The following is a 22,322-nucleotide window of genomic DNA, read 5'->3' on the forward strand; positions in this document are numbered from 1 at the left end:
TTGTGTTCTCGCCTCGACCCTGCGATTTGGACGGTTACTTACTATGGCAGCATGCAGCAGCACTTCCGGGCGCCTCATAATCGTTGGCACGCCCATTGGAAACCTTGGCGACCTTACGCCGCGCGTGGCGCAGGCCTTCGAGGCGGCGGATGCTATCTGCTGCGAGGATACGCGCGTAACGTCAAAGCTACTGGCCCATTTGGGAATCTCTCGTCCGTTGGTGCGGTGCGACGAGAACGTGATCGCATCGCGCTCGCCCGAGCTGATCGGCCGCATGCTGGCAGGCGACGTGATCGCGTTTGCTTCCGACGCGGGCATGCCCAGCGTCTCCGATCCCGGGCAGGTTCTGGTGGACGCGGCGCGCGAGGCGGGTGTTGACGTGGAGGTGATCCCCGGCCCTTCCGCTTGCGTGACCGCGCTGGTTGCAAGCGGCATTCCCTGCGAGCACTTCTATTTCGAGGGCTTTTTGCCACGCAAGCACGGGGAGCGCGTGCGCAGGTTGTCGCAGTTGGCGGCGATTCCCGGTGCGCTGCTGTTCTACGAATCGCCCCACCGCGTCGCGGCGTCGCTCGAGGCGCTCGCCGAGGTCTTTCCCGCCCGTCAGGTCGCCCTTTGCCGCGAGCTCACCAAGCTGCATGAGGAGGTTTTGCGCGCGCAGGCTCCTTACCTGCTTGAACAGGTGCGCGAGCGCGGCGAGCTTAAGGGCGAGATGGTGCTGGTGGTCGCCCCTCCGTCCGAAGAGGAGCTGGCATCGTTCGCCTCTATGATGCCGGGCGCGGCAGTAGGGGCTGCGGGTGCGGTCGATGTGGACGAGGCGCTGCAGAAAGACATTCAAGATGCGCTGGCGCAAGGTGAGCCGGCATCTGCCATAGCCAAGCGGTTGAGCCAGCGCTATTCGCTCAAAAAGCGCGCCGTGTACGAGCGAGTGCTTGCTGCTCAGGGCCAATAAGATTGATGGCGTCGGTTTAGACAGGCCGATAGAGTTGCTGGTGGAGTCGGTGGAGGCTGGCGGTACGTTGTCCCATCTTCGTCCAAATATGCGGTAAAATGGCAGGTTGGAATAACCTGCGCAGATAAAGAACGCTGCGCCGTATAGAGTTTGTCGGAAGGGAATATGCCATGGAGCATTCTAAGCCCTCGTACTACATCACCACGCCGATCTACTACGTGAACGCCAAGCCGCACCTCGGTACCGCATACTCCACCGTCATGGCGGATGTCCAGGCTCGCTTTCAGCGTGCAAACGCCCACGACGTGAAGTTCCTCACGGGCATGGACGAGCATGGCGAGAAGGTTGCCGAAGCCGCGGAGAAGAACGGTTTTGATTCTCCCCAGGCATGGTGCGATTCCATGGAGCCTAAGTTCCGCGATCTGTGGGAGACGCTGAATATCTCCAACGATGACTTCATCCGCACCACCCAGGATCGCCATACCGCCGGCGTGCAGAAGTTTTTGCAGGTCCTGCTTGACCGCGGTTACATCTACAAGGATAGTTACGACGGTTGGTACTGCCGTCCGGATGAGACCTACTTTACCGAGACGCAGGTGCGCCATCATGAGGAGGAGCGCCGCGCCAAGGGCATGGACGCCGCCGACCCCGAGCACCCGCTGTGCCCGGATTGCGACCGTCCTCTCGAGCGCATCCAGGAGGAGAGCTGGTTCTTCAAGCTTTCCGCTTTCGAGCAGCCCCTGCTCGACTTCTACGAGTCGCACCCTGACTTTATCCAGCCCGAGACCCGCCGCAACGAGGTGCTCTCTTTTGTGAAGGGCGGCTTGAAGGATCTTTCCATCTCTCGCTCCACGTTCGATTGGGGCATCCAGTTCCCCTTCGATTCCAGGCACGTGGCTTACGTGTGGGTCGACGCCCTGATTAACTACCTGTCTGCCGTAGGCTATGGCGCCGAGGGCCAGGAGGCAGCCGATGAGGTCGCCTTCCGCTGGCCCGCGCAGGTGCACGTGGTGGGTAAGGACATCATCCGCTTCCACTGCGTCATCTGGCCTGCGCTGCTGATGGCGGCAGGCCTTCCCCTGCCCGAGCGCGTGTTTGTCCACGGTTTCCTGACCGTGCGCAACGAGGAGACCGGCGCGGCGGAGAAGATGAGCAAGAGCCGCGGCAACGCGATCGCCCCCGAAGAGGTCATCGAGCTTTTGGGCGTCGACGCGTACCGTTACTACTTCATGTGCGACGTTGCCCACGGCACCGACGCTCCCATTAGCTGGGGTCGTATGCGCCAGGTTTACAATGCTGATCTCGCCAATAGCTGGGGCAACTTGGTGTCCCGTTCGCTCAACATGGCCGGCAAGTACTTCGACGGCTGCGCTCCGGTTCGTCCTGCCAATTTTGAGCAGGCCACTCCGCTGAAAGAGGCGTGCGAGGGTATCTACGAACGCTATGCCGCATGCATGGAGGCCTTCGATTACTCCGGCGCCGCACAGGAAGTGCTCGCCGTGGTGTCCGCCGCCAACCATTACATCGAGGACATGGCTCCTTGGGCGCTGTCGAAAGATCCCGAGCGCGCCGACGAGCTTGCTCTTGTGATCTGGAACCTGCTGGAGGTCATCCGCATCGCTTCCGAGCTCTACGCACCCTTTATGCCCAGCGTGTCTGCAGAGGTGCGTCGCCGTCTGTCCCTTCCGCAGGAGGCGACCAGCAATTTGGCCGAGGCTTGCCAGTGGGGCGGCCTTGCCGGCGGCGAGCCCGTGGAGAAGGGCGACCCGCTGTTCCCGCGTCTGGTTGACTAGGGCTCCCGTGCGCCCGGGGCGCATATATGCTATTTGATGTTCGGACCTGTCAGGCGGCGCATCCGCATGGCAGGTCCTCCGTGTTAAGAACCGAGGAGACCATAGGAGGAGCAATGACCACGTCGCCGCTGGCGAATCCTTCCGCGACCCGCGCGCTGCTGGAGACCTACGGACTTGCCACCAAGCACCGTCTGGGCCAGAACTTCCTTATCGACAACCATGTGATCGAGCGCATCTGCGCCCTTGCAAGCCTATCGAGCGACCAGCTGGTGCTAGAGGTTGGCCCGGGCATTGGCACGTTGACGCTCGCCCTGCTGCAGGATGCTGGTCACGTGACATCTATCGAGATGGACTCGGAGCTTGAGCCGGTGTTGAGCGCGCATGCCGCCCTCAACGCTAATTTCTCGTTCATCATGGGCGACGCGCTCAAAGTTGCGCCCGAGCAAATTGCCGAGGCATCCGGCGGTGAGCCCAGCATCTTGGTCGCCAACTTGCCGTATAACGTGGCTGCAACCATCATCCTTTCGTTCTTCCAGACCATGCCCAGCCTTAACGCCGCGGTTGTCATGGTGCAAAAAGAGGTTGCCGACCGTATCGCCGCGCAGCCGGGCACCAAGGCGTTTGGCGCTTACACGGCAAAATTGGGCCTCTACGGACGCGTTACGGGTCGCTTCGAGGTGCCGCCGCGTTGCTTTATGCCCGCTCCGCACGTTGACTCTGCCGTGGTGCGCATCGACAGGCGGACTAGTGGGGACGAGGTGTTCGACCTCATAGCATGGGCCGAGGGCGAGGGCTGTACGCGCGACGATATTGCACGGGTGACGGAGGCGGCGTTTGCCCAGCGCCGCAAGACCATTCGCAACTCCATGTCTTCCTCGGGCTTTGAGAAGCAGAAGCTGGACAAGGCTTTTGGAGCCTGCGACATTGCGCCCACCACGCGTGCGGAGGCCCTGAGCACAAGCGACTTTATTCGCCTGGCCGCCGCGCTGGCGCAGCAGGGTTAGGGGTGAGCCGCCATGCAGACCGACCCTCGTTTTTCGCTAGTGTTTGCAAAAAAGAAAAAGGAATTCGCGGTTCCGGCGCCGCTGGCTCCCATCGCGGATACTCATGCGCACCTTATGAGTTTTTGGGATAAAGATCCGGCCGAGGCTATCGCCCGGGCCGCGCTTGCTGGCGTGCGGCAGATGACTACCATCTGGGATCCGCTGGCGGACCATCTCGATGCCGCTACGTATCACGAGCAGCTGGTTGGCTGGATCGATCAGGCGAAAGACCTGCTTGACCAGGCCCTTGCCGCCGGTGTGGCTCCGTTGGAGCCCGCTGGCGAGCTGATTGGACCCTGTGCGGATGCATGGGATTCCAATCCGCGGGCGCTGCTATCGCGCATTTCTTTCCTTGCGGGCGTGCATCCTTATGGCGCGCCCGAGTATACAGACGATGTCCATGCCCAGGTGCTCGAAGCGCTCGATAGCCCCTTATGTTCCGGCGTGGGCGAGATCGGCTTGGATTATCATTTTGACGCGGAGGACAATATCGAGGCGGCGCCGCATCAGATGCAGATGGATGTTATGGCCCGACAGCTTAGCCTTGCCGTCGAGCGCAACCTACCCGTTGAGTTGCATCTAAGGCATGAAGCGGACGATGTTGAGCGCTCGTCTCATCTGGACGCCTATAACGTGCTCAAGCGGGTTGGCGTGCCGGCTGCCGGTTGCGTACTGCATTGCTTTGGCGAGGACCGTGCAACTATGGAGCGCTTCTGCGACCTTGGGTGCCATATCGCTTTTGGCGGCGCCGCCACTTTTAAGCGCAACGATGAGGTTCGAGAGGCTTTCGCGGCATGTCCGCTTGATCTGCTGTTGTTTGAGACCGACTGCCCGTATATGGCTCCCGAGCCCATTCGCGGACTTGAATGCGAACCCGCTATGATTCCCTGGACCGTCGAGGCGCTGACGGGTTACCGTTCAAGCGTGACGGGTGAGGATCCGGCGCAAATCGCGTATGCTGTCTGGCGCAATTCCCTCAAGCTCTTTGGAAGGCAGAATTAAATGAACGATACCAACGCTCAAGTCGATGAAACGCGGGACGAAGAGCGCGAGCCCACCTCCGCCGAGGTTCTTCGCGAACGTCGCAACGCGGCGATTGGCGGCAAGGCGGTTGATAACGACATTCATTTCTCCCTGCCGCTGACCAAGGTGTTTCCCGTTTTGCTTGTCGGCGCCGTGTTGTCCTACCTTGCGTCGAGCATGGGATCCAAACTGGGCAACCAGATGTTGTTCTACGGTGGACGCTGGGCGTGCTCGCTGCTCTTTGTGGCGGCGGTGGTTGTGTGGTTTGTCTCGCGCAGCCAGGCAAAAAAGATTACAGCCCAGCGTAATGAAGAGAAGTACGCCGTGGCTCGCGAGATTGCCCAGGCAAAGCAGGAGAAGGCGCAAGCCAGGGCGGCAAAGAAGCGCAAGCGCCGCCGCAAGTAGCATCTTTTGCGATTGATTTTGAGTCATGATGCGGATCGCGTTGCAGACCGATTCTCGTCCATATCTCATTCACAATTGTCTTGGATGCGTTAACGTTTGGATGCGCCAAGACCGGGATGAGTATCGTTTTGGTCAAGAAACACATCGCACCGTGCGTTCCATAATCAAATACCCGTAATGCAAGTTAGGGCCTGGACAGGCATGTCGTGCGCGGCGCCGTCTAGGCCCTTTGCCTTTCTATCATCTGTTCTGCTGTTCAAGTACGCATTCGCCTCGCCTGCGGGCATAGGGGCGCTTGAAGGGAGAATCAGATGCAGTCCACTATCGAGAACGCCATGAATATCAACGACGATGCCCAGCGCAAGCTGCAGGTTTCGCGCCGCTCTTTTTTGAGCCTTATGGGCATGGGCGCCATCACGCTGGGTCTGGGCCTTGCGGGCTGCGGATCCACCGAGGGCAAGGGCGGTGCCGCTACAACCGGCTCCGACGAAGGCTCGACCGTCGACAAGATCACCATGGTGTGGCTCCCCAACGAGTCCTCCGCTGAGTTTGACAAGGGCCGCGAGGAGTTTGGCAAGGTCCTGGAGAAGTACGCCGGCGTGCCGGTTGAGCTTATGACCACTACCGACTACAACGTCGCCATCGAGGCCATCGCCTCTGGTAAGGCGCAGCTTGCCAACATGGGCGCCGAGGGTTTCATCCAGGCTCAGAAGAAGAACGCTAAGGTCATGCCGCTGGTCACCACTTCTGACACCGACGGCAAGCTGGATGGCGCCAAGTACTTTAGCCGCATCTGCGTTCCCGCAGACCAGATGGACCAGTATAAGGACGATTCCGATCCCACCGGCTACTCCATCAAGAACGTCAAGGGCAAGCGCATGAGCTTTGTCTCCGCTACTTCCACCTCTGGCTTCAAGGTCCCCTCCAACGCCATCATGGACGCCTTCCCGGACGAGGTCGCCTCGACCGATGAGCTCACCAAACCCGGCTTCTTTAGCCAGGTGCTCTTTGGTAACAGCCATCCCGGTTCCGCCGTCAACCTGCTGCAGGGCGATGCCGACGTGGCGGCGTTCGACGATATCGACGTCGACATGTATCTGGACGTTCCCACCGATGACCGCGACAAGGCCAATTCCGCTGGTCAGGTTTACAACGTTAAGGATGGCGCCGCCCAGCCCTTCGACCGCGTGCAGGGCAAGAGCTTTGGCATCATCCAGTCCACACCGGTGCTCAACGGTCCCATTGCGGTGAACACCGAGGTGCTTCCCCAGGACATCATCGACAAGCTGCTCGAGGGCCTCACCTCCAAGGAGACCGCGTCCGACGAGCTTCTGTTTGCGCCCGAGGACGTGGAGGATTCCGGCGCCGTGTGGAGCTTGGGCGACACCGCCGGCTTCATCGCGGTTGAGGATAGCTGGTACGACCCCATCCGCAACCTTGCTTAAACGCTTGGCGTGAATACGGTTGGCCGAGCGTGCGGGCAATGCGAAACCGCGCGCCCGGCCTCCTTTTTATTGTCGACAGTTCCAAAGAAAGGGGAGCGCCATGACACAGCATGTGCCGCTTCTGAAAATCACGGGGCTTGGCAAAAGTTATGATGGGCCGCGCGCGACCGGCCAGCGTCATGCCCTACAAGGCGTCGACACCACTATCGAGGCCGGCGAATTTGTTGCGGTGATCGGTCCGTCCGGCGCGGGTAAGTCGACGTTTTTGCGCTGCATCAACCGTTTGATCGAGCCAAGCGAGGGCAGCGTGGTTTTTGAGGGCCGCGACATCACGCATCTTCGTCGCGGCGACCTGCGCGCAGTCCACACCAAGATCGCCATGATCTTTCAAAATTACAACCTGGTCTACCGGCTGTGCGCCATCCAAAACGTGTTGCACGGACGCCTTGGCTACAAGAACGCCCTGGCGGGGGCTTTGGGTCTGTATACCGAGGACGAGAAAGCCCGGGCTTTCGAGCTTTTGGACGAGGTGGGGCTGGGCGAGTTTGCCTACCGCCGCGCCGACCAGCTCTCTGGTGGTCAGAAGCAGCGCGTCGGCATTGCCCGCGCATTGATCCAAGACCCAAAGATCATTTTGTGCGACGAGCCCATCGCTAGCCTCGACCCCAAGAGCAGCCGCATGGTTATGGAACACCTGTGCCGCGTGACCAGGCAGCACGGCATCGCATGCGTGGTGAATCTGCATCAGGTTGACTTTGCATTGGAGTTCTCGGACCGCATCATCGGCCTGCGCGAGGGCGAGAAGGTTTTCGAGGGCACACCGGACGAGGTGACGCCGCAGGTTATCGCCCGCATCTACGAGGGTGATGAGGAAGCCCTGGTCGATGTCGAGGTAGCCGGTCCCGCACCGCTTGCGTCCGGCGTGCCCGTTGCGGACGTTTCGGCGGTTGGTGTTGGCGCCACGGCTCCTGGCGGTGCGCAATGAGTACCGTCGATGCCGCGTGCCCAAGCGCCTGCTCGCGCGCTTCCGTTGATCTAGGGTGGTTTCGCCGCCGTCAGCTCATCACCATCGGCGGCGTAGCGCTTGCCGTGGCGGTGTTCCAGCTGGGTGCCTCTATCTGCGACTTCAGCTTGGCCTACGCGTTGATGTCCGTGCCCGCCGCGCTTGCATGGATGCTGCAGAACTTTATGCCCACGGCATCTTCTTTGGGCGAGCTTGGCTACGTGTTGGAGCAGACGGTCTCCACTGTGCTCGATTCCGTGGCGGCGACGGTGATCGCTGCTATTTTGGGCATAGTCTTGGCCGTGCTTGGATCGCGCACCGTCGGCGTGGAGTGGGGGCCGGTTCGCGGTATCATTCGCGCCTTTGCAAGCGTGGTGCGCAACGTCCCCATGGTCGCATGGGCGCTGCTTCTTCTCCTCTCGTTCAAGCAAAACGAGTTCACTGGGTTTTTGGCTCTGTTCCTTACCACGTTTGGCCAGCTTACGCGCTTCTTTTTAGATACATTTGACGAGATTCCCACGGGACCCGTCGAGGCTCTGCGGGCGTGCGGTGCGAGTTTTTGGCACGTGGTGTTTCAGGCGGGCTTGCCGCTCGCCGCGGCGGACCTTATGAGCTGGATGCTTTATATGGTCGAGACCAACATTAGGTCCGCAACGCTGATTGGCCTGCTTACGGGCACGGGCATTGGTTTTGTGTTCCAGCTGTACTACAACTCGTTTCGCTATGACTGCGCCGGGTTGGTCATTGTGCTGACCATCGTCTTGGTGCTGGCGATCGAGGCCGTCTCAAACGTGGCGAGGAGGTCGATGATCTAATGGCGGGCATGCAACTCACGCAATCGGCGGCGGCCGTGGTCGAGCGCGACGCTCGCGGGCGCCTGCGCACGTCCTCGTCCAAAGGCGCCAACCGCGCCATTCCCATCACCCTTGCGGTGTTGGCGGTGCTTACGGTGCTTACATTTGCGCGCATGCAGTATGGAGCGGTGGACTTGGGCCGGGCGGCGCTGCAGGCGCTGGCGGACGCTAAGGCCATGTTCTTGCAGCCCGCTCTCGACCCGCCGTACGGAGCTAGTCACTTTACCTGGGAAACCGTGGCGCAAAGCACGGTCATCACGTTGGCGGTTACCGTGGTGTGCACGCTGCTTTCCGCCGTGGTCTCGTTTTTGCTTGCTTTGGCGGCAAGCGAGAATCTGTCCAGCCCCGCGGTTTCCAACGCGGTTAAGGCCGTGGTCGCGGTTATCCGCGCCATCCCCACCATCCTGTGGGTGCTGGTGTTTACCGTGGCGATCGGCCTGGGGTCGGAGGCCGCCGTCTTGGGCATCTCGCTGCACTCCATCGCCTATCTCACCAAGAGCTATTCGGAGAGTTTCGAGGAGATCGACGGCGGCGTGATCGAAGCGCTGCGCGCGAGCGGCGCCGGCTTTTGGCAAACCGTGTTCCAGGCAGTGCTGCCGGGCACTATTACCAAGTTGTTGAGTTGGACGTTCATTCGCTTTGAGATCAACTTTACCAACGCGGTCGCCGTGGGCGCGTTTGCAGGCGCGGGCGGGATTGGTTTTCAGCTGTACCAAGCCGGCACGCGCTATTACAACCTGCATGAGGTGGGCGTGATCGTCTACGTGTGTATCTTGGTGGCGTTTGCGCTGGAGCTTGTCTCGGTGCGCCTGCGTCGGCGCTACATCATCAACGACTAGTAATAACGCTTGTGCGGCCGCAGTTGCCGTTGTGCACGGGCAATCCTTTTGAAAGGGGACCGCGTGATTAGCAGGAGAAAACGGACCGAAGCGCTTGTTGAGGGCGACCCTTTGTTGGCGGCCAAGCTGGCGCGCATGATCGAGGAGCAGCTTCGCGTCGAGGTGCTGTCCGCCCCGCGCCAGGGCTTGGTGATGTGCGAGGTCCGCGACACGGCCCGCTGCTCTCGCTTCTATATGGGCGAGGCCCTCATGACGGAATGCCGTGTGCTCGTAAGCGGTCCCGGTGCGGGTCAAGAGGCCGAAGGCTTGGGCGCGGTGCTTGGCGTGGACGAGGGCCTGTCCTACAGCCTCGCCGTTATAGACGCGGCATGCGCGCTGCCGGGTTCCCTGGAGTGCCGCATCCAGCTTGAGCAGTACATAGAAAACGCTTGGCACAGCCTGTGTGAGGCGCGCTCTGCGCAGGATGCGCAAACGCTTGCCTCTCGCGTGGCGTTCGATGAAATGGGAGGACAGGACATGAGCGTGCAGGCGGTGGCGAAATGACAACTTCTACGGCGCGCTTTGAGCGCAACGCGGATGCCGATCAGCAGGCTTTTAGGCTGCAGGCAACCTTTAGGGTGCTGCTCGACGCCATGGCTCGTCCCGGTGAGGTGCAGCGGCTTTTCGGCCTGGCGGATGAGGCCGCGCTAGCGGCGCGCGCGGGATTGATGCCGGCGACTATGCTGCTGGCGGATGCGTTGCTGGATTCTGCAACAAGCCTGGCGGTGACGGGCGAGGAGGGGACGCGCGCGGAGCGTTTGCTGGTGCGTCGGTTCCATGCGTGCGCTCGCGACCAACGCAGCGCCGCCTACGTGGTTGTTCCCGTGAGCGTTCGCGGAGACGTGGCGGCCGCGTGCGTGCAGGGCGTGACGGCTGGAACGCTTGAAGCCCCGCACCTGGGGGCGACGTGCATTGTCGAGTGCTCGACCTTGCTGGGGCGCGGGCGCGACGGGACCCTCACGGGCTCCTCGTCCAATGCTTCTCACGTCGCGCCGGACCAGTATGGCGAGCCGGGATCCGTGGCGGCGGCGGTCGCAAGCGCTCAAGCTGCCACGGAGTGGCGCATTACGGGTCCGGGCGTTGACGGGTCCGCCGTTATCGCCTGCGACCGCGGCGACGTGCTGCGGGCGCGCGTGGAACGCGAGGATGAGTTTCCCTGCGGAATCGATGTGGTGCTGGTCGACGGCGCGGGCCACGTGATCGCGATTCCGCGGTCCAGTGCAATCGAGTGCGCGGGCGCACTTGAAGATGGGGGTTGTTCATGGGATATGTAGCGGTGAGCGGCGGCGAGCAGGCAATTGCGGCGTCGCTTGACCTGCTTGAGCTGCAGCGCGTCTCGACGTGCCGCGCGCTGGATGCAGATGACGTCGCTCGCAGCTTGCCGTGTTTGGTCGAGCAGGTTATGAGCGAGGGCTCGCTGTGGGCGCCGGATATCGCGGCGCTTGCGGTAAAGCAGGCGCGAGGATCGGTCGAAGAAGCCGTCTTTCTGGTCCGAGCCTACCGTTCCACGCTGGAGCGCCTGTATACCTCGCGCACCATCGATACCGGCTGCATGCGCGTGAACCGTCGCATCTCCGCGGCGTTCAAGGACATAGAGGGCGGCCAGGTGCTGGGTGCCACGCGTGACTACAGCCATCGACTGATTGATTTTGGCATTGCGGATGAGGACGATGGTGACCTGCGCGAGACCGCTCGGGTTTTGCGGGAGCGCCTTGAGCAGGTGGCGCCGCCTGTGGGCGAGGAATCGCTAGAGGCTGTGCCCAAGGTGTTGGATTATCTGCGCCATATTGGGATGACTCCCACCTTTGAGCAGGATGATACGGAGCCCGTGGACATTACCAAGACGCCGCTGGCGTTTCCCGCTCCCCGCAGCGTGGTGCTGCAAGCGCTCACGCGCGGGCTCACGCAGGCGGTGGTCGCCATAGGCTATGCGGCGATTCGCGGTTTTGGCCTGTCGCATCCAACGGTGGGGGAGCTGCGTCGCGGAGATGTGCCGGTGACCATCGCGTCTGCGGACTCGGACGCGGCAAGCGAGGATGACGCCTATTACCTGGGAAGCATCCCCGTAGTTGAGGTGGAAAGCCTCATTGTCTCTGACGAAGTGGTCGATGGCCGCCACGTAAGCTCGCTCGACGTGGGCTATGGCCTGGTAATGGGCGGGGATGAGAGCAAGGCGATCGCCATGAGCGTGCTTGATCACAGCCTGCGGGCAGATGATGTGCGCTACCCCACGCAGGACCAGGAATTTGTTCTTACCCATATAGACGGGGTGGAGGCCACGGGCTTTATCAGCCATCTTAAGCTGCCCCACTACGTCACGTTCCAAAGCAAGCTGGATTCCGCCTTGCGTTCCAGGCGCAACGGCGGCCCGGCGCAAGATCTTCAAAACGAGGTCGCCCATGCAAAATAGCTACAACTTTGCGTTTTTGGACGAGGGTTCCAAGCGCGAGATCCGCCGCGCGATCCTCAAGGCGGTGGCCATCCCCGGCTACCAGGTGCCTTTCGCCAGCCGTGAGATGCCCATTGGGCGCGGCTGGGGTACGGGCGGTCTGCAGGTGACGTTGTCTTGCATCGGTCCTGCCGATGTGCTCAAGGTGATCGACCAGGGCTCGGACGCAAGCGTCAACGCGGTGTCTATCCGTACGTTGGTGCAGCAGACCACCGGAGTTGCGACCACCACCTCAACGCAGGAGGCCACGCTTATTCAGAGTCGCCACCGCATACCCGAGCGCCCGCTTACCCGCGACCAGCTTATGGTGCTGCAGGTGCCCACGCCCGAGCCGCTGCGCACCTATGAGCCGCGCGAGACCGTGACGCGCCGCCTGCACGCGGAAGCGGAGTACACCGGCGCCTACCTAGAGCTGTTTGAACAGATTGTGCGATACGGAACAACCACTACCGGCGCAGACCACCCTGTGATGGTGAATGGGCGCTACGTTATGGCACCCAGCCCCATTCCGCGCTACGACAACGGCCGCCTTGACAATGCTGACAACCTCTTTTTGTTTGGCGCCGGCCGCGAGAAGAAAATCTACGCCGTGCCGCCCCATACCAAGGTGGAGTCGCTCGCCTTTGACGACTACCCGTTTGTGCGCGAGGACTTTGAGGGCAAGCGATGCTGCGTGTGCGGTGCCACGGGCGTGTTCATGACGCAGACCGTGGACCCCGCTACCGGCGAGACCGCATGGCAGTGCTCTGATACCGACTATTGCTCTAACCACGTTGCACACCACAGGGAAGGCGGGCGCGCATAGATGGATAACGTACACAACGGCGCGAATGGCGCCGCGGTAGCGGCGGGCCGGCAGTTGCCTGCAACCGTGACCAGGAGCTTTGAAGATCTGCATCCCGTATTGCGGGTTAATCACCTGGCGAAGCGCTTTGGCGAGGGTTGCGACTATTGCCGCAACGTCAACGCTCCCCTGGAGCGCAACATCTGCCCCAGATGCGGCACCGTGCACGCCGTGCGCGACGTTTCGCTCGAGGTTCATCCCGGCGAGATCTTGGGTATTGTGGGCGAAAGCGGATCGGGAAAATCGACCCTCATGCAGTGCCTGTATTTTGACCAGCAGCCCACGTCGGGCGATATGCGCGTCTCGGCCTTTGACGGCGGCGCTGCCAATTGCTTCGAGGTGTCGCGCCAGCAGCAGCGCTATATTCGCGACCGCATCTTTGGCATGGTGTACCAAAATCCCTACCTGGGCCTGCGCATGAATTTCTCCGCGCTGTCAAATATTGCGGAGAAGCAGATCGCCGCCGGTTCGCGCGAGGTGGGGCAGATGGTCGACCGCGGGCGCGAGCTGCTTGAGCGCGTCAACATTCCGGTTCGTCGCGAGCAGGAGGCGCCCCGCGCGTTTTCCGGCGGCATGCAGCAGCGCGTCCAGATCGCCAAGGCGCTCTCCAACCGTCCGCCCCTGCTGTTTTTGGACGAGGTCACCACGGGGCTCGACCTCTCCGTGCAGGCTCGCGTGCTCGATTTGATTTTGCAGCTGCGCCGCGAGCTGGGAGTCTCCATGGTGGTGGTAAGCCATGACCTGGGTGTCATCCGCCTGCTGGCGGACCGCACCATGGTGATGCTGGACGGCCGGGTGATCGAGCACGGCCTTACCGACCAGGTGATGCAGGACCCGCAGCACCCCTACACGCAGGAGCTTGTGTACTCGCTGCTGTAGCACGGGCGAGACGCAAAAAGCCGCCGGGTACGGGCGCCCGCCCCTTAAATCGTCCAAAACGCTTAGCTACCTATATTTGGAGGAACTAAGAGCATGTATGTAATTCGCAACGGTATCATCGTCCAACCGGACCGCCTGCTCTTTGGGTACGAGCTGGTGGTCGATGCCGACCGCATCGCCGCCATTCAACAGCAGGGCACGCTTGAGGCGGAGCGCGCCGGCGCCGGCGTGATCGATGCGCACGGCGGCTACGTGGTGCCGGGCCTGGTCGATATTCATTCTGACTATATCGAGGGCGTTATCTCTCCGCGCCCCACCGTTCTCATGGATTTTCCCACGGCGTTTTTTGAGGCCGAGCGCGAGCTGTTGGGCCATGGCATCACCACCATGTACCACTCGCTCTCTGCCTATGGGCGCGATGTGATGGACACAAAGCCGGTGCGAGCTTGGGAGAATACGCAGCGCATCATGGCCCTGATCGCCGCATCCAAGCGCACCGAGGGGCGCAATGCCCACCTTATTAGGCATCGACTGCATTTACGGCTTGAGATCGACAACGTGGGCGTGGTTGAGGACGTCGCCCGCCATATCGCCGCCGGCGAGGTGGATGAGCTGAGCTTTATGGATCACACGCCTGGCCAGGGCCAGTATCGCGACTTGGAGATCTGGCGCCGGTCGGTTCGCAGCGACCGCGAGCTCTCTATGGAGGACGCCCTGGAGGTTGCAAAGGCTTGCGAGGAGTCGCCCAAGATTACGCTGGACGCGCTGACATCGCTCGCCAGCCTGGCGCGCGAGCACGGCGTGCCCGTTGCCAGCCATGACGACGACACGGTAGAGAAACTGGAACTGATGCAGCAGCTGGGCTGCACTATCTCGGAGTTCCCCATTAGTCTGGAGGTCGCTGCCGAGGCGCGTCGTCGCGGCATGAGCACCGTGATGGGCACGCCCAACATCTTGCTGGGCAAGAGCCATTCTGGCAATCTGTCTGCCAGCGAAGCGGTTCGCGGGGGCGTGGCGAGCTGTCTGTGTTCGGACTACTATCCCACCGCTATGCTGCAAAGCGCATTTGTACTGCACCGCACCTTTAAGCTGCCGCTTGAAGAGGCCTTTGCCATGCTCACCATCAACCCGGCGCGCGCCGTGGCGGCAGATGACCAAATTGGAAGCCTGGAAGAGGGCAAGAAAGCTGACGTGCTGGTTGTGCGCGAGGTCGAGGAGGGGCAGCATAGCTACCCGGTGATCACCATGGCAATGGTCGACGGCCGCGTGGTGTCTCGTACCTGGTACCCTTCGCTGCCAAGCATGTCTGCGCGTTTCGCGACCGATGCCGCGACCGTGGAAGAGACGCTTGTGGACGAGGGGGTGCGCGCATGAGCGGAGCGAAGTCTTTTGCGGGGGCGTCCGCCGCGGTGCCAGCCTCAACGCCGCTGCTTGATATCCAAGACGTCAGCAAGGGGTTTACCCTGCATGCCGCCGGGCGTCGCGTGAGCGGTTGCGAGCACATCTCGATGCGCGTGGGCCATGGGGAGTTCGTGGGCGTGACGGGACGCTCGGGTTCGGGCAAATCGACCATTCTCAAGTGCATCTACCGCACCAATCTGCCCGAGTCTGGCAAGATCCTGTATGATTCCGCTGCGTTTGGCGTGGTCGACTTGGCGACGCTGGATGAGCGGCGCATGATTTACCTGCGCAATAACGAGATTGGCTACATCAGCCAGTTTCTGGATTGCGTTCCGCGCACTACGGCTCGCCAGATCGTTCGCGCCAGCGCGTCAGAGGCGTTTGAGGACGAGGAGGCGATCGAGTCTGAGACCACGCGCATGCTGGAACATTTCGATTTTCCCAAGAACCTGTGGGATCTGTATCCCAACACGTTTTCCGGCGGCGAGAAGCTGCGCTTGAACATCGCCCGCGCTATGGTACGTCGTCCACGCTTTTTGCTGTTGGATGAACCTACCGCCAGTTTGGACAATGCCAGCAAGGCGAAGGTGCGCGAGCTGATCGAGCAGCTTAAGGCATCCGGTACCACTATGCTTGGCATCTTTCATGACCTTGAGTTTATGGAAGGCGTTTGCGATCGCGAGTACAACATGCAAGCAGGCGGGTTTGTGGCGGGGAGTTCTGTAGCAGAATAACGGTGAAGACCGGCTCCCGTCTGTGCGGGGTGCCGGGCGGGCGCCCAGGGAGTGACTGGAAAGCGATTGGGGAGGATTCACATGGCGATGGAATACGGTAGTCCGGCGGGAACGCTCGACCTACATATGCATAGCGTGTATTCAGATGGGTCGGAGACGGTCGAAGGGCTGATCGCTGCCGCTCAAGGTATGCGGCTGGCGGGCATCGCCGTGACCGATCACGATTGCCTGCGCCAGCTTTCGTCCATTCGCGCCGCCGCCCGCGGTGCTGCCGTGCCCGTGTTGGCGGGTGTTGAGGTGTCTGCCATGGATCCCGCAACGGGGCGCAAGCTGCACGTGCTGGCGTACGGCCTTGAGGCCACGCCCGCCGGCGACGGCCCGCTTGAGCGTATGGTGGACGCCACGCTTTTCGCCCGCACGCAGCTGTCGCTGTGGCAGGCGTGGACCATTATGCGCGCCGGTGAGACGTTTGACGGTCGCGAGCTATCGCTAGACGAGGCCATCGGCGTGGGATCTCGCAGCACGGGCTTTTATCGGCAGCATCTTATGGAGGCGTTTTCGCATCTGCCCAATGCGGACGAGCGACACCAGGCGTGCGTGAAGCGCCTTTTCAAGGGCGGTGGTATCGCCGACCGCACCATCGACTACCCTGCGGCGGAAGATGCGGTTCGTGCGATCCGCGAGCAGGGCGGTGTCGCCGTGTTGGCGCATCCGGGCCAGATGGATTCTTGGGCCGCGGTGCCGGGGTTGGTGCGCGCGGGCCTTCAGGGTATAGAGGTGCACCATCCGGATCACAGCTTGGCAGATGTCGAGCGCGCCCGCCGGGTCGCGGCGGAATACGGCCTGTTTGCAACCGGCGGTAGCGACTACCACGGTACCTTTGGCAAGCCCAAGGCCGTTGGCTGCCGGTATATTGGCGCGGATGAGGCGGGCGAGCGCGTTTCCCGGCTTTTTGAGGACGAGGTTCGCCTTAGCTAGCGGGCTGCGCGGCGGCTGCGGCGTCGCTGTCGCTGGCGGCGTTGTTGTCAGCGCCAACGGCGTCAAGATCCTGCGGGTCGACGGGTTCTATAAGCTCTTGGTTTTGAGCCGTGGCGTCCTCGCCCAAAACGGTGCGTACTAAACGGTCAAGCTGGACCATAAGCCAGTCGATGCCTTGGGGTGCGGATTGGTTCTCGGCGGCGACAAGCTCGGCGCGTGCGACCTCGCGGCCCTGCTGACTCAGCACCAGCTCGCCCACGGTGTCGCCGCGCTTTACGTCGCCCTGCACCCGGTCGATGTCAAGCGCGGCCTCCACATCGCCTGCCAGGCTAAACAGCGAGATCGCCTGCTCGGGATCTGCAAGCGTGACGTCGACGGTCTTGTCCGTCCAGTCGTCATGGGCGGCGCGGCCCACCAGCGGCGTGCCCTCGGCGGTTACGGCTTGCGTGCGGCTGCTGGCAACGGGGTAGCTAACCACGTGGTCGTAGTACCAGTTGGCCAGGGCGCGGGTGTCATCCCAGCGGGTGTCGCTGGTCTCGCTGCCCAGTACAACGGTGTAGATCTCGCCGCCCGTCTCTCGGTTGAACGCGCCAACAAAATTGGAAAGGGCGATGTAGGTGCCGCCGGTCTTGCCGCCAATGTTGCCATCCTGCCCCAATATCTCGTTGCGCTGCTTAAGCTCTATAGTGCGCTCGCTTCCGTCCGCGCTGGTGACGGTGATGTGGTTATCGGTGTCCGCTACAATCGAGCGGAACGCCTCGTTTTTCATCGCGTGGGCAAACATGGTTGCCACGTCGCGCGCGGTCGAGTGGAAATCGCCCTCCCAGCCATCGAAGTCCAGGCCATGGGGGTTGGCGAAGACCGTGTGGTCCATGCCCAGCTCCGCCGCCTTGGTGTTCATGGCATCGATAAAAGTCTGGTAGGGGTCATCGCTTTGCGGGTCGATGAGCGCTCCCACAGACGTTGCGATCGCCATGGCGGCGTCATTGCCAGACGGCATCATAAGGCCCTTGAGCGCCTCGGAGAGGGGGAGCTTGTCGCCCTCTTTAAGGTCGGCGGTCGACTGGCCAACGGTGGCCGCACGTTGGTCTACCGTTATGGTGTCATCAGGTTGGGCATTTTCAAGCGCGATGATGGCCGTCATGACCTTGGTGAGCGAGGCGATCTTTACCTCCGCGTCGGCATCGCGCTCAAAATAGGCTGTTCCGTCCTGGCCAACAACAATCGCGGCGGCGGCAACAATATCGGGCTGATCTTCCGCTGCGCGCGCTTGCTCCGCATAGGATGCGCCGCAGATGATATCCGTGTCGCGGACGTCCGCATAGGCAGACGGCGCCGTCAGCGCTCCCACAAGCGCAAGGGTTGCAGCGGAGGCAAGGGCGCGAATGCGGAACTTACGGGGGCGATGCGGCGGTTGTCTGTGTTTGAGCATGGTTTCCACCTTAAAAGAATGTGACCCGGCGGTGCGGTTGCGACGCCGCGCGCAAATGAGTGTAGACTGGCTAAAGATGAGTATACCTGCTGCCATGCGATTAATCGGGGGTCGCGTTGGCGCCAGACGGATAGCCCAAAGGGGAGGTCGCATGGACGCGCATATCCTTGTTGTCGATGACGAGAAGACCATTACCGACCTGGTTGGAATCTATTTAAAGAACGAGGGCTACCAGGTAACGCTTGCCTACACGGGAGCGGATGCGGCGCGAGAGATCCTGACAAACGAGTTCGACCTGGCGGTGCTGGATATCATGCTGCCGGACGTCGACGGCTTCGAGCTGCTGCGCACCATCCGCAACAACCATACGTATCCCGTCATCATGCTGACCGCGCGAGACTCGCAGACTGACAAGATCGAGGGCCTCTCGCTGGGTGCGGACGATTACGTGGTCAAGCCCTTCCGCCCGCTTGAGCTGGTCGCCCGCGTCAAGGCGCAGCTCCGTCGCTACACCAAGTACGGAGCCCGCGGCCAGGCAGAGGAAGAGGCCTCTGAGATCGGCTTTAACGGACTTGTCATCAACCGTGATTCGCGTAGCGTGATGGTGGACGAGAAGCCGGTGCGCTTAACGCCGCTCGAGTATTCCATCTTGCTGTATTTGGCCGAGAACCGCGGGCGCGTGGTGCCGGTCGCGGACTTGTTCCAAGCGGTGTGGGGCGAGGAGTTCATGTCCTCGTCCAACAACACGGTGATGGTGCATATCCGCCATCTGCGCGAGAAGATCGGCGACGACGCGCAGAGCCCGCGTTTCATCAAGAACATCTGGGGCGTCGGCTATACCATCGAGGGATAGAAAAACCGCAGGTAAAAGACTATATAGCAAGCAATCGTGCGTAGTATTGCATCAGGGATTGCACTAAATCTTGCAACGTAGGATTGCAAGATGTATACAAATCTTGCAACGTAGCGTGGCAAGATTTACCATTATCTTGCAACGTAGCGTGGCAAGATTGGACGTCTCATGAACTCGATAATTGCTGAGAAGATCCAGGATTTCTTCGACACAGGCATTCCCGAGGTGTTTGAGCGGGACCTTGAACTGGGTGCCGTGCAGCCTCCTGCACGTGGCAATCTTGCGATTGTGGTCGCGGGCGTTCGCCGTTGCGGAAAGACATATCGTCTCTATCAGGAAATGCATCGCATTGTTCAGGCGGGATACAGTTTCGACAATATCCTCTACTTCAACTTTGAGGACGAACGCCTCAGGCCATATGATTCGCAGCTCCTGTCGAAGGTTCTCGACACGTTTTATGCCATGCGTCCGCAAGCGAAAACAGAGGGCGCGTTCCTATTCTTTGATGAGATCCAAGAAGTGCCCGAATGGGGAGCTTTCTTGCGCCGCGTTATCGATACGCAAAAAGCGACAATGTACGTTACCGGTTCCTCGTCCAAAATGTTGTCAACGGGCTTGGCAAGCGAGTTTCGAGGACGTTCGCTAACTCGCGAGCTGTACCCCATGAGCTTTGGGGAATATGCGCGTTTTCGCGGCGTACGGGCAAAAGGCACGGGCGCCGGCGCGTCCATTGTGTTTGGCAGCACGTTGTCCGCCCAGTTGCGAAACCTCTTGCCCGAGTACCTTGAGCGAGGAGGGTTCATTGCCGCGCAAAAACTTTCTCCGGCAGATAGAATTTCTCTGTTGCAAGAATATGCCTACCGCACGGTCAACATGGACGTTGTAGAACGTTATGGAGTTCGCAACCAGGTGGTGGCCTCTCGGTTTCTAACTCGGTGCCTTGCCTCATCTGGCAGAGAGCTGTCGATCAATAAACTTGCGGCGCAGTTTAAGAACGCCGGCGTGTCGACGTCTAGGGCGACGCTCTCTAATTTACTCTCGTATTATCAGGAAGCTTATCTGGTGTTCGAGCTCAACGAGTTTTCGCGTTCGCTTGCGGACAATACGCGATCGGCCTCAAAGGTGTACGCCATCGACCCGGGAATGCTTATGGCGTTTTCGCCTTCAGCAAGCAGGGATGAGGCGCAGCGATTGGAGACCGCCGTCTTTAATAAGATGAAAAGGGTTAACGTGAGCCCCAGGCATGGCTCCCTTTCGCGGCTGCTGGTAACTGAGTTCGGCGCGATACGCCATGAAATCGACTTTGTGGTCGGTGACCCTCTTATGGGCGAGGCGTATCAGCTTGTCCAGGTGACATGGGACATGTCAAATGAAAAGACCCGTGCGCGCGAAATCTTGGGCCTGCAGGCGGGCATGCGCTCGCTAGGTGTACCCGAGGGTTGGATCGTTACTATGGACGAGGAGGACGAGGTTGCGTTTGAGGGCGGAGTCGTTCACATTGTTCCCGCGTGGAAGTGGTTGCTAGATTAGCTATGTGCGCACCGCGAGCTTAAGCAAGTTTTTTGTACACATGGACGCGAGCGCTCAATATACTCGATACCAAGATTAAACGCCCGAGTGCCCGTCACATCGGCGCTCCCATGTCTATAGGGGTATCCCATGGCTAAAAAGCACGGGGACTGCGCGCCCATCAATCCCATAACGGGTCGTCCGAATGATCCGGATGCGCCCGGTCCCAACACGCCCGGTCAAGCTGGTGCCGACGCAACCACGGCATCTACACCTGCCTCCAATCCATCTTTTGCCGCGGGCTCCGCGCAGTCTCAGGTGCCGGCGGCTCCGCCCCAGGACTTCGCGTGGGCGGGGGACGGCGTTGACCAGCGGGTGGACGATGCCATCCAGAAAGTACGCCGCGTGTTCGAGAGCCGCATCGTCTCTTGCGTGGTGCTTGGCCTGCTGCTTATCGAGTTGCTCGGCCTTGAGAACATCCTTATCGCGATGGTGGCGTTTGTGGTGGGGTACATGCTCATCGAGCGCTTTGTCAACGTCCGCCGCACCGTTACCATGGGCGGCATCGCCTGGCTGTCCATGCTGTTCATAGGTTCCCTTGTGACGCGGGCGGCCGGTCCGCTGTTCCTCAATATCGAGTACTTCTTCATGTTCTGCGGCTTCTTTTTGGCTCTTGCCATCTGCGGCAGCTTTTTTGCCGGACGGGCCATGTTTAACTTTGGGCGCGACCGCGGTCGCGAGGATGCGGACCGCGCCATCGCTCGGCACATGGTCGATCGCCTGGTGGACCACCGTGACAGTTGGGATAACTTGGATGGCGACTATCTGGAGGTCGAGGGCGCTATCAACCGGGTCCGCGAGCGCGAGCGCCAAAGCGCCCAGGCGCTGACCGATGAAGCGCGTCGCAAGGACGACCTGGTTACCTATCTGGCCCATGACCTCAAGACTCCGTTGGCAAGTGTGGTGGGCTATTTGTCGCTGCTGCAGGAGGCGCCCGATCTGCCCGTGGAGCAGCGCGTGCGTTTTACGGGGGTTGCGCTGGACAAGGCACATCGCCTGGATGCTCTTATCGAGGAGTTCTTCGACATCACCCGTTTCGATTTCCACGATATTGTTCTTACGCGCGGCTATGTCGATCTGGGCCTCATGCTTGCCCAGGTGGCGGACGAGTTCTACCCCATCTTGTCCGACCAGAGAAAAGACGCCTCTATCGAGGTCGAGCCCGGGCTTACCGTGCTGGTCGATGGCGACAAGATGGCGCGCGTGTTCAATAACATCATGAAGAACGCCATAGCTTATAGCTATGAGGGCTCGACCATTCGGGTGAGCGCGGACCGAGAGCAGGATGCGGCGACGGGCGCCGCCTGCGTGCGCATACGCTTTGAGAATCAGGGAGACCCCATTCCCGCGCCAAAGCTCAAGGTGATTTTTGAGAAGTTCTACCGCTTGGATGCCGCACGTGCGACAAATCGCGGCGGTGCCGGCCTTGGTTTGGCCATTGCGAAGGAAATCGTAAACGCCCATGGTGGAGCTATTGAGTGCATATCGACTCCCGAGCATACGGTCTTTACTATTACGCTCCCGGAATGAGACAATACACGCGAGGCTAACCGGGCTATTCCGACTAATAGTTCCAAGGTGGCCGTAGGTGGATGTGGACGAGGAGAACCTGCCGCGGGCGTGCGCGTCCGCAAGCTTGGCTGATACGGCTTGCGAGCCGGTTGGGTTTCAGGCATCGCGCAGCCTTCTTGTTCACCTCTGCCCGAGAGGCAAGGGGCCTTCGGGCCCTTTTCTCGTTGACATTACAATGCCCTAACAATTGCCTTTCACCTGCATGAAGTGTGCCACGT

The 22,322-nt window shown here is 60.9% G+C and carries 21 protein-coding genes; 20 read left to right on the forward strand and 1 reads right to left on the reverse strand.

The features are described 5' to 3' along the window. The first annotated feature begins 43 nt into the window (after positions 1-43). From rsmI to B3H65_RS05655, 17 genes are all read left to right on the forward strand, one after another. On the forward strand, positions 44-949 hold the full coding sequence (rsmI, locus tag B3H65_RS05575; RefSeq protein WP_286684457.1) for a 16S rRNA (cytidine(1402)-2'-O)-methyltransferase: 906 nt from the start codon (positions 44-46) through the stop codon (positions 947-949). Positions 950-1,119: 170 nt separating this feature from the next. Further along, positions 1,120-2,742, forward strand: a complete 1,623-nt coding sequence (gene metG / locus B3H65_RS05580; RefSeq protein WP_286684458.1) for a methionine--tRNA ligase — start codon at positions 1,120-1,122, stop codon at positions 2,740-2,742. 113 nt (positions 2,743-2,855) lie between these two features. Continuing rightward, positions 2,856-3,746 (forward strand): 16S rRNA (adenine(1518)-N(6)/adenine(1519)-N(6))-dimethyltransferase RsmA, encoded by an 891-nt coding sequence (gene rsmA / locus B3H65_RS05585; RefSeq protein ID WP_286684459.1) that lies wholly within the window; start codon positions 2,856-2,858, stop codon positions 3,744-3,746. Between the two features lie 12 nt (positions 3,747-3,758). Further along, the gene (locus B3H65_RS05590) at positions 3,759-4,787 is read left to right on the forward strand and encodes a TatD family hydrolase (protein WP_286684460.1); all 1,029 of its coding nucleotides are present in this window, start codon (positions 3,759-3,761) and stop codon (positions 4,785-4,787) included. Next, positions 4,788-5,213 carry a hypothetical protein gene (locus B3H65_RS05595; RefSeq protein WP_286684461.1) on the forward strand — a complete coding sequence of 142 codons (426 nt, stop codon included), beginning with the start codon at positions 4,788-4,790 and terminating at the stop codon, positions 5,211-5,213. A gap of 311 nt (positions 5,214-5,524) precedes the next feature. Next, the gene (locus B3H65_RS05600; RefSeq protein WP_220395551.1) at positions 5,525-6,658 is read left to right on the forward strand and encodes a phosphate/phosphite/phosphonate ABC transporter substrate-binding protein; all 1,134 of its coding nucleotides are present in this window, start codon (positions 5,525-5,527) and stop codon (positions 6,656-6,658) included. A 100-nt stretch (positions 6,659-6,758) separates the two neighbouring features. Then, the gene (gene phnC, locus B3H65_RS05605; RefSeq protein ID WP_009140930.1) at positions 6,759-7,643 is read left to right on the forward strand and encodes a phosphonate ABC transporter ATP-binding protein; all 885 of its coding nucleotides are present in this window, start codon (positions 6,759-6,761) and stop codon (positions 7,641-7,643) included. After that, the gene (locus B3H65_RS05610; RefSeq protein WP_286684462.1) at positions 7,640-8,476 is read left to right on the forward strand and encodes a PhnE/PtxC family ABC transporter permease; all 837 of its coding nucleotides are present in this window, start codon (positions 7,640-7,642) and stop codon (positions 8,474-8,476) included. Before phnC ends, B3H65_RS05610 begins: the two co-directional genes overlap by 4 nt. Continuing rightward, positions 8,476-9,354 (forward strand): PhnE/PtxC family ABC transporter permease, encoded by an 879-nt coding sequence (locus tag B3H65_RS05615; protein ID WP_286684463.1) that lies wholly within the window; start codon positions 8,476-8,478, stop codon positions 9,352-9,354. The genes B3H65_RS05610 and B3H65_RS05615 overlap by 1 nt, the downstream gene beginning before the upstream one ends. A 63-nt stretch (positions 9,355-9,417) precedes the next feature. Beyond that, positions 9,418-9,897, forward strand: a complete 480-nt coding sequence (locus tag B3H65_RS05620) for a phosphonate C-P lyase system protein PhnG (RefSeq protein ID WP_286684464.1) — start codon at positions 9,418-9,420, stop codon at positions 9,895-9,897. Continuing rightward, positions 9,894-10,667 (forward strand): phosphonate C-P lyase system protein PhnH, encoded by a 774-nt coding sequence (phnH, locus tag B3H65_RS05625; RefSeq protein ID WP_286684465.1) that lies wholly within the window; start codon positions 9,894-9,896, stop codon positions 10,665-10,667. The genes B3H65_RS05620 and phnH overlap by 4 nt, the downstream gene beginning before the upstream one ends. Further along, positions 10,655-11,803, forward strand: a complete 1,149-nt coding sequence (locus B3H65_RS05630; RefSeq protein WP_286684466.1) for a carbon-phosphorus lyase complex subunit PhnI — start codon at positions 10,655-10,657, stop codon at positions 11,801-11,803. Before phnH ends, B3H65_RS05630 begins: the two co-directional genes overlap by 13 nt. After that, a complete protein-coding gene (locus tag B3H65_RS05635) occupies positions 11,793-12,647 on the forward strand; it encodes an alpha-D-ribose 1-methylphosphonate 5-phosphate C-P-lyase PhnJ (protein ID WP_117679219.1) in 855 nt (284 codons plus the stop codon). The genes B3H65_RS05630 and B3H65_RS05635 overlap by 11 nt, the downstream gene beginning before the upstream one ends. Then, positions 12,648-13,565, forward strand: coding sequence for an ATP-binding cassette domain-containing protein (locus tag B3H65_RS05640; protein ID WP_286684467.1), 918 nt, complete (start codon positions 12,648-12,650; stop codon positions 13,563-13,565). Between the two features lie 93 nt (positions 13,566-13,658). After that, complete coding sequence (locus tag B3H65_RS05645; protein WP_270480911.1) at positions 13,659-14,939, forward strand: alpha-D-ribose 1-methylphosphonate 5-triphosphate diphosphatase; 1,281 nt, start codon at positions 13,659-13,661, stop codon at positions 14,937-14,939. Then, on the forward strand, positions 14,936-15,700 hold the full coding sequence (locus B3H65_RS05650) for a phosphonate C-P lyase system protein PhnL (protein ID WP_286684468.1): 765 nt from the start codon (positions 14,936-14,938) through the stop codon (positions 15,698-15,700). The genes B3H65_RS05645 and B3H65_RS05650 overlap by 4 nt, the downstream gene beginning before the upstream one ends. An 81-nt stretch (positions 15,701-15,781) precedes the next feature. Continuing rightward, positions 15,782-16,678, forward strand: coding sequence for a PHP domain-containing protein (locus B3H65_RS05655; protein WP_286684469.1), 897 nt, complete (start codon positions 15,782-15,784; stop codon positions 16,676-16,678). Here B3H65_RS05655 and B3H65_RS05660 read toward each other — a convergent pair. Further along, positions 16,671-18,110, reverse strand: coding sequence for a D-alanyl-D-alanine carboxypeptidase family protein (locus tag B3H65_RS05660; RefSeq protein WP_286684470.1), 1,440 nt, complete (start codon positions 18,108-18,110; stop codon positions 16,671-16,673). The genes B3H65_RS05655 and B3H65_RS05660 overlap by 8 nt on opposite strands. Before the next feature lie 151 nt (positions 18,111-18,261). Between B3H65_RS05660 and B3H65_RS05665 the strand changes: the two genes are divergently transcribed. The 3 genes from B3H65_RS05665 to B3H65_RS05675 all read left to right on the forward strand — a co-directional run bounded on the left by B3H65_RS05665 (position 18,262) and on the right by B3H65_RS05675 (position 22,062). Then, the gene (locus B3H65_RS05665; protein ID WP_009140918.1) at positions 18,262-18,963 is read left to right on the forward strand and encodes a response regulator transcription factor; all 702 of its coding nucleotides are present in this window, start codon (positions 18,262-18,264) and stop codon (positions 18,961-18,963) included. Positions 18,964-19,131: 168 nt separating this feature from the next. Then, entirely contained in the window at positions 19,132-20,493 is a 1,362-nt protein-coding gene (locus B3H65_RS05670) for an ATP-binding protein (RefSeq protein ID WP_286684471.1), read from the forward strand. A 129-nt stretch (positions 20,494-20,622) separates the two neighbouring features. After that, entirely contained in the window at positions 20,623-22,062 is a 1,440-nt protein-coding gene (locus tag B3H65_RS05675) for a sensor histidine kinase (RefSeq protein ID WP_270480921.1), read from the forward strand. The last annotated feature ends 260 nt before the right edge of the window (positions 22,063-22,322 follow it).

It is taken from the genome of Collinsella sp. UBA1693, assembly GCF_002320115.1.
GTDB lineage: Bacteria > Actinomycetota > Coriobacteriia > Coriobacteriales > Coriobacteriaceae > Collinsella > Collinsella tanakaei.

Coding starts and splice junctions, on each gene's coding strand:
- rsmI (WP_286684457.1), top strand. CDS start 44: ATGGCAGCATGCAGCAGCACTTCCGGGCGCCTCATAATCGTTGGCACG.
- metG (WP_286684458.1), top strand. CDS start 1,120: ATGGAGCATTCTAAGCCCTCGTACTACATCACCACGCCGATCTACTAC.
- rsmA (WP_286684459.1), top strand. CDS start 2,856: ATGACCACGTCGCCGCTGGCGAATCCTTCCGCGACCCGCGCGCTGCTG.
- B3H65_RS05590 (WP_286684460.1), top strand. CDS start 3,759: ATGCAGACCGACCCTCGTTTTTCGCTAGTGTTTGCAAAAAAGAAAAAG.
- B3H65_RS05595 (WP_286684461.1), top strand. CDS start 4,788: ATGAACGATACCAACGCTCAAGTCGATGAAACGCGGGACGAAGAGCGC.
- B3H65_RS05600 (WP_220395551.1), top strand. CDS start 5,525: ATGCAGTCCACTATCGAGAACGCCATGAATATCAACGACGATGCCCAG.
- phnC (WP_009140930.1), top strand. CDS start 6,759: ATGACACAGCATGTGCCGCTTCTGAAAATCACGGGGCTTGGCAAAAGT.
- B3H65_RS05610 (WP_286684462.1), top strand. CDS start 7,640: ATGAGTACCGTCGATGCCGCGTGCCCAAGCGCCTGCTCGCGCGCTTCC.
- B3H65_RS05615 (WP_286684463.1), top strand. CDS start 8,476: ATGGCGGGCATGCAACTCACGCAATCGGCGGCGGCCGTGGTCGAGCGC.
- phnH (WP_286684465.1), top strand. CDS start 9,894: ATGACAACTTCTACGGCGCGCTTTGAGCGCAACGCGGATGCCGATCAG.
- B3H65_RS05630 (WP_286684466.1), top strand. CDS start 10,655: ATGGGATATGTAGCGGTGAGCGGCGGCGAGCAGGCAATTGCGGCGTCG.
- B3H65_RS05635 (WP_117679219.1), top strand. CDS start 11,793: ATGCAAAATAGCTACAACTTTGCGTTTTTGGACGAGGGTTCCAAGCGC.
- B3H65_RS05640 (WP_286684467.1), top strand. CDS start 12,648: ATGGATAACGTACACAACGGCGCGAATGGCGCCGCGGTAGCGGCGGGC.
- B3H65_RS05645 (WP_270480911.1), top strand. CDS start 13,659: ATGTATGTAATTCGCAACGGTATCATCGTCCAACCGGACCGCCTGCTC.
- B3H65_RS05650 (WP_286684468.1), top strand. CDS start 14,936: ATGAGCGGAGCGAAGTCTTTTGCGGGGGCGTCCGCCGCGGTGCCAGCC.
- B3H65_RS05655 (WP_286684469.1), top strand. CDS start 15,782: ATGGCGATGGAATACGGTAGTCCGGCGGGAACGCTCGACCTACATATG.
- B3H65_RS05660 (WP_286684470.1), bottom strand. CDS start 18,110: ATGCTCAAACACAGACAACCGCCGCATCGCCCCCGTAAGTTCCGCATT.
- B3H65_RS05665 (WP_009140918.1), top strand. CDS start 18,262: ATGGACGCGCATATCCTTGTTGTCGATGACGAGAAGACCATTACCGAC.
- B3H65_RS05670 (WP_286684471.1), top strand. CDS start 19,132: ATGAACTCGATAATTGCTGAGAAGATCCAGGATTTCTTCGACACAGGC.
- B3H65_RS05675 (WP_270480921.1), top strand. CDS start 20,623: ATGGCTAAAAAGCACGGGGACTGCGCGCCCATCAATCCCATAACGGGT.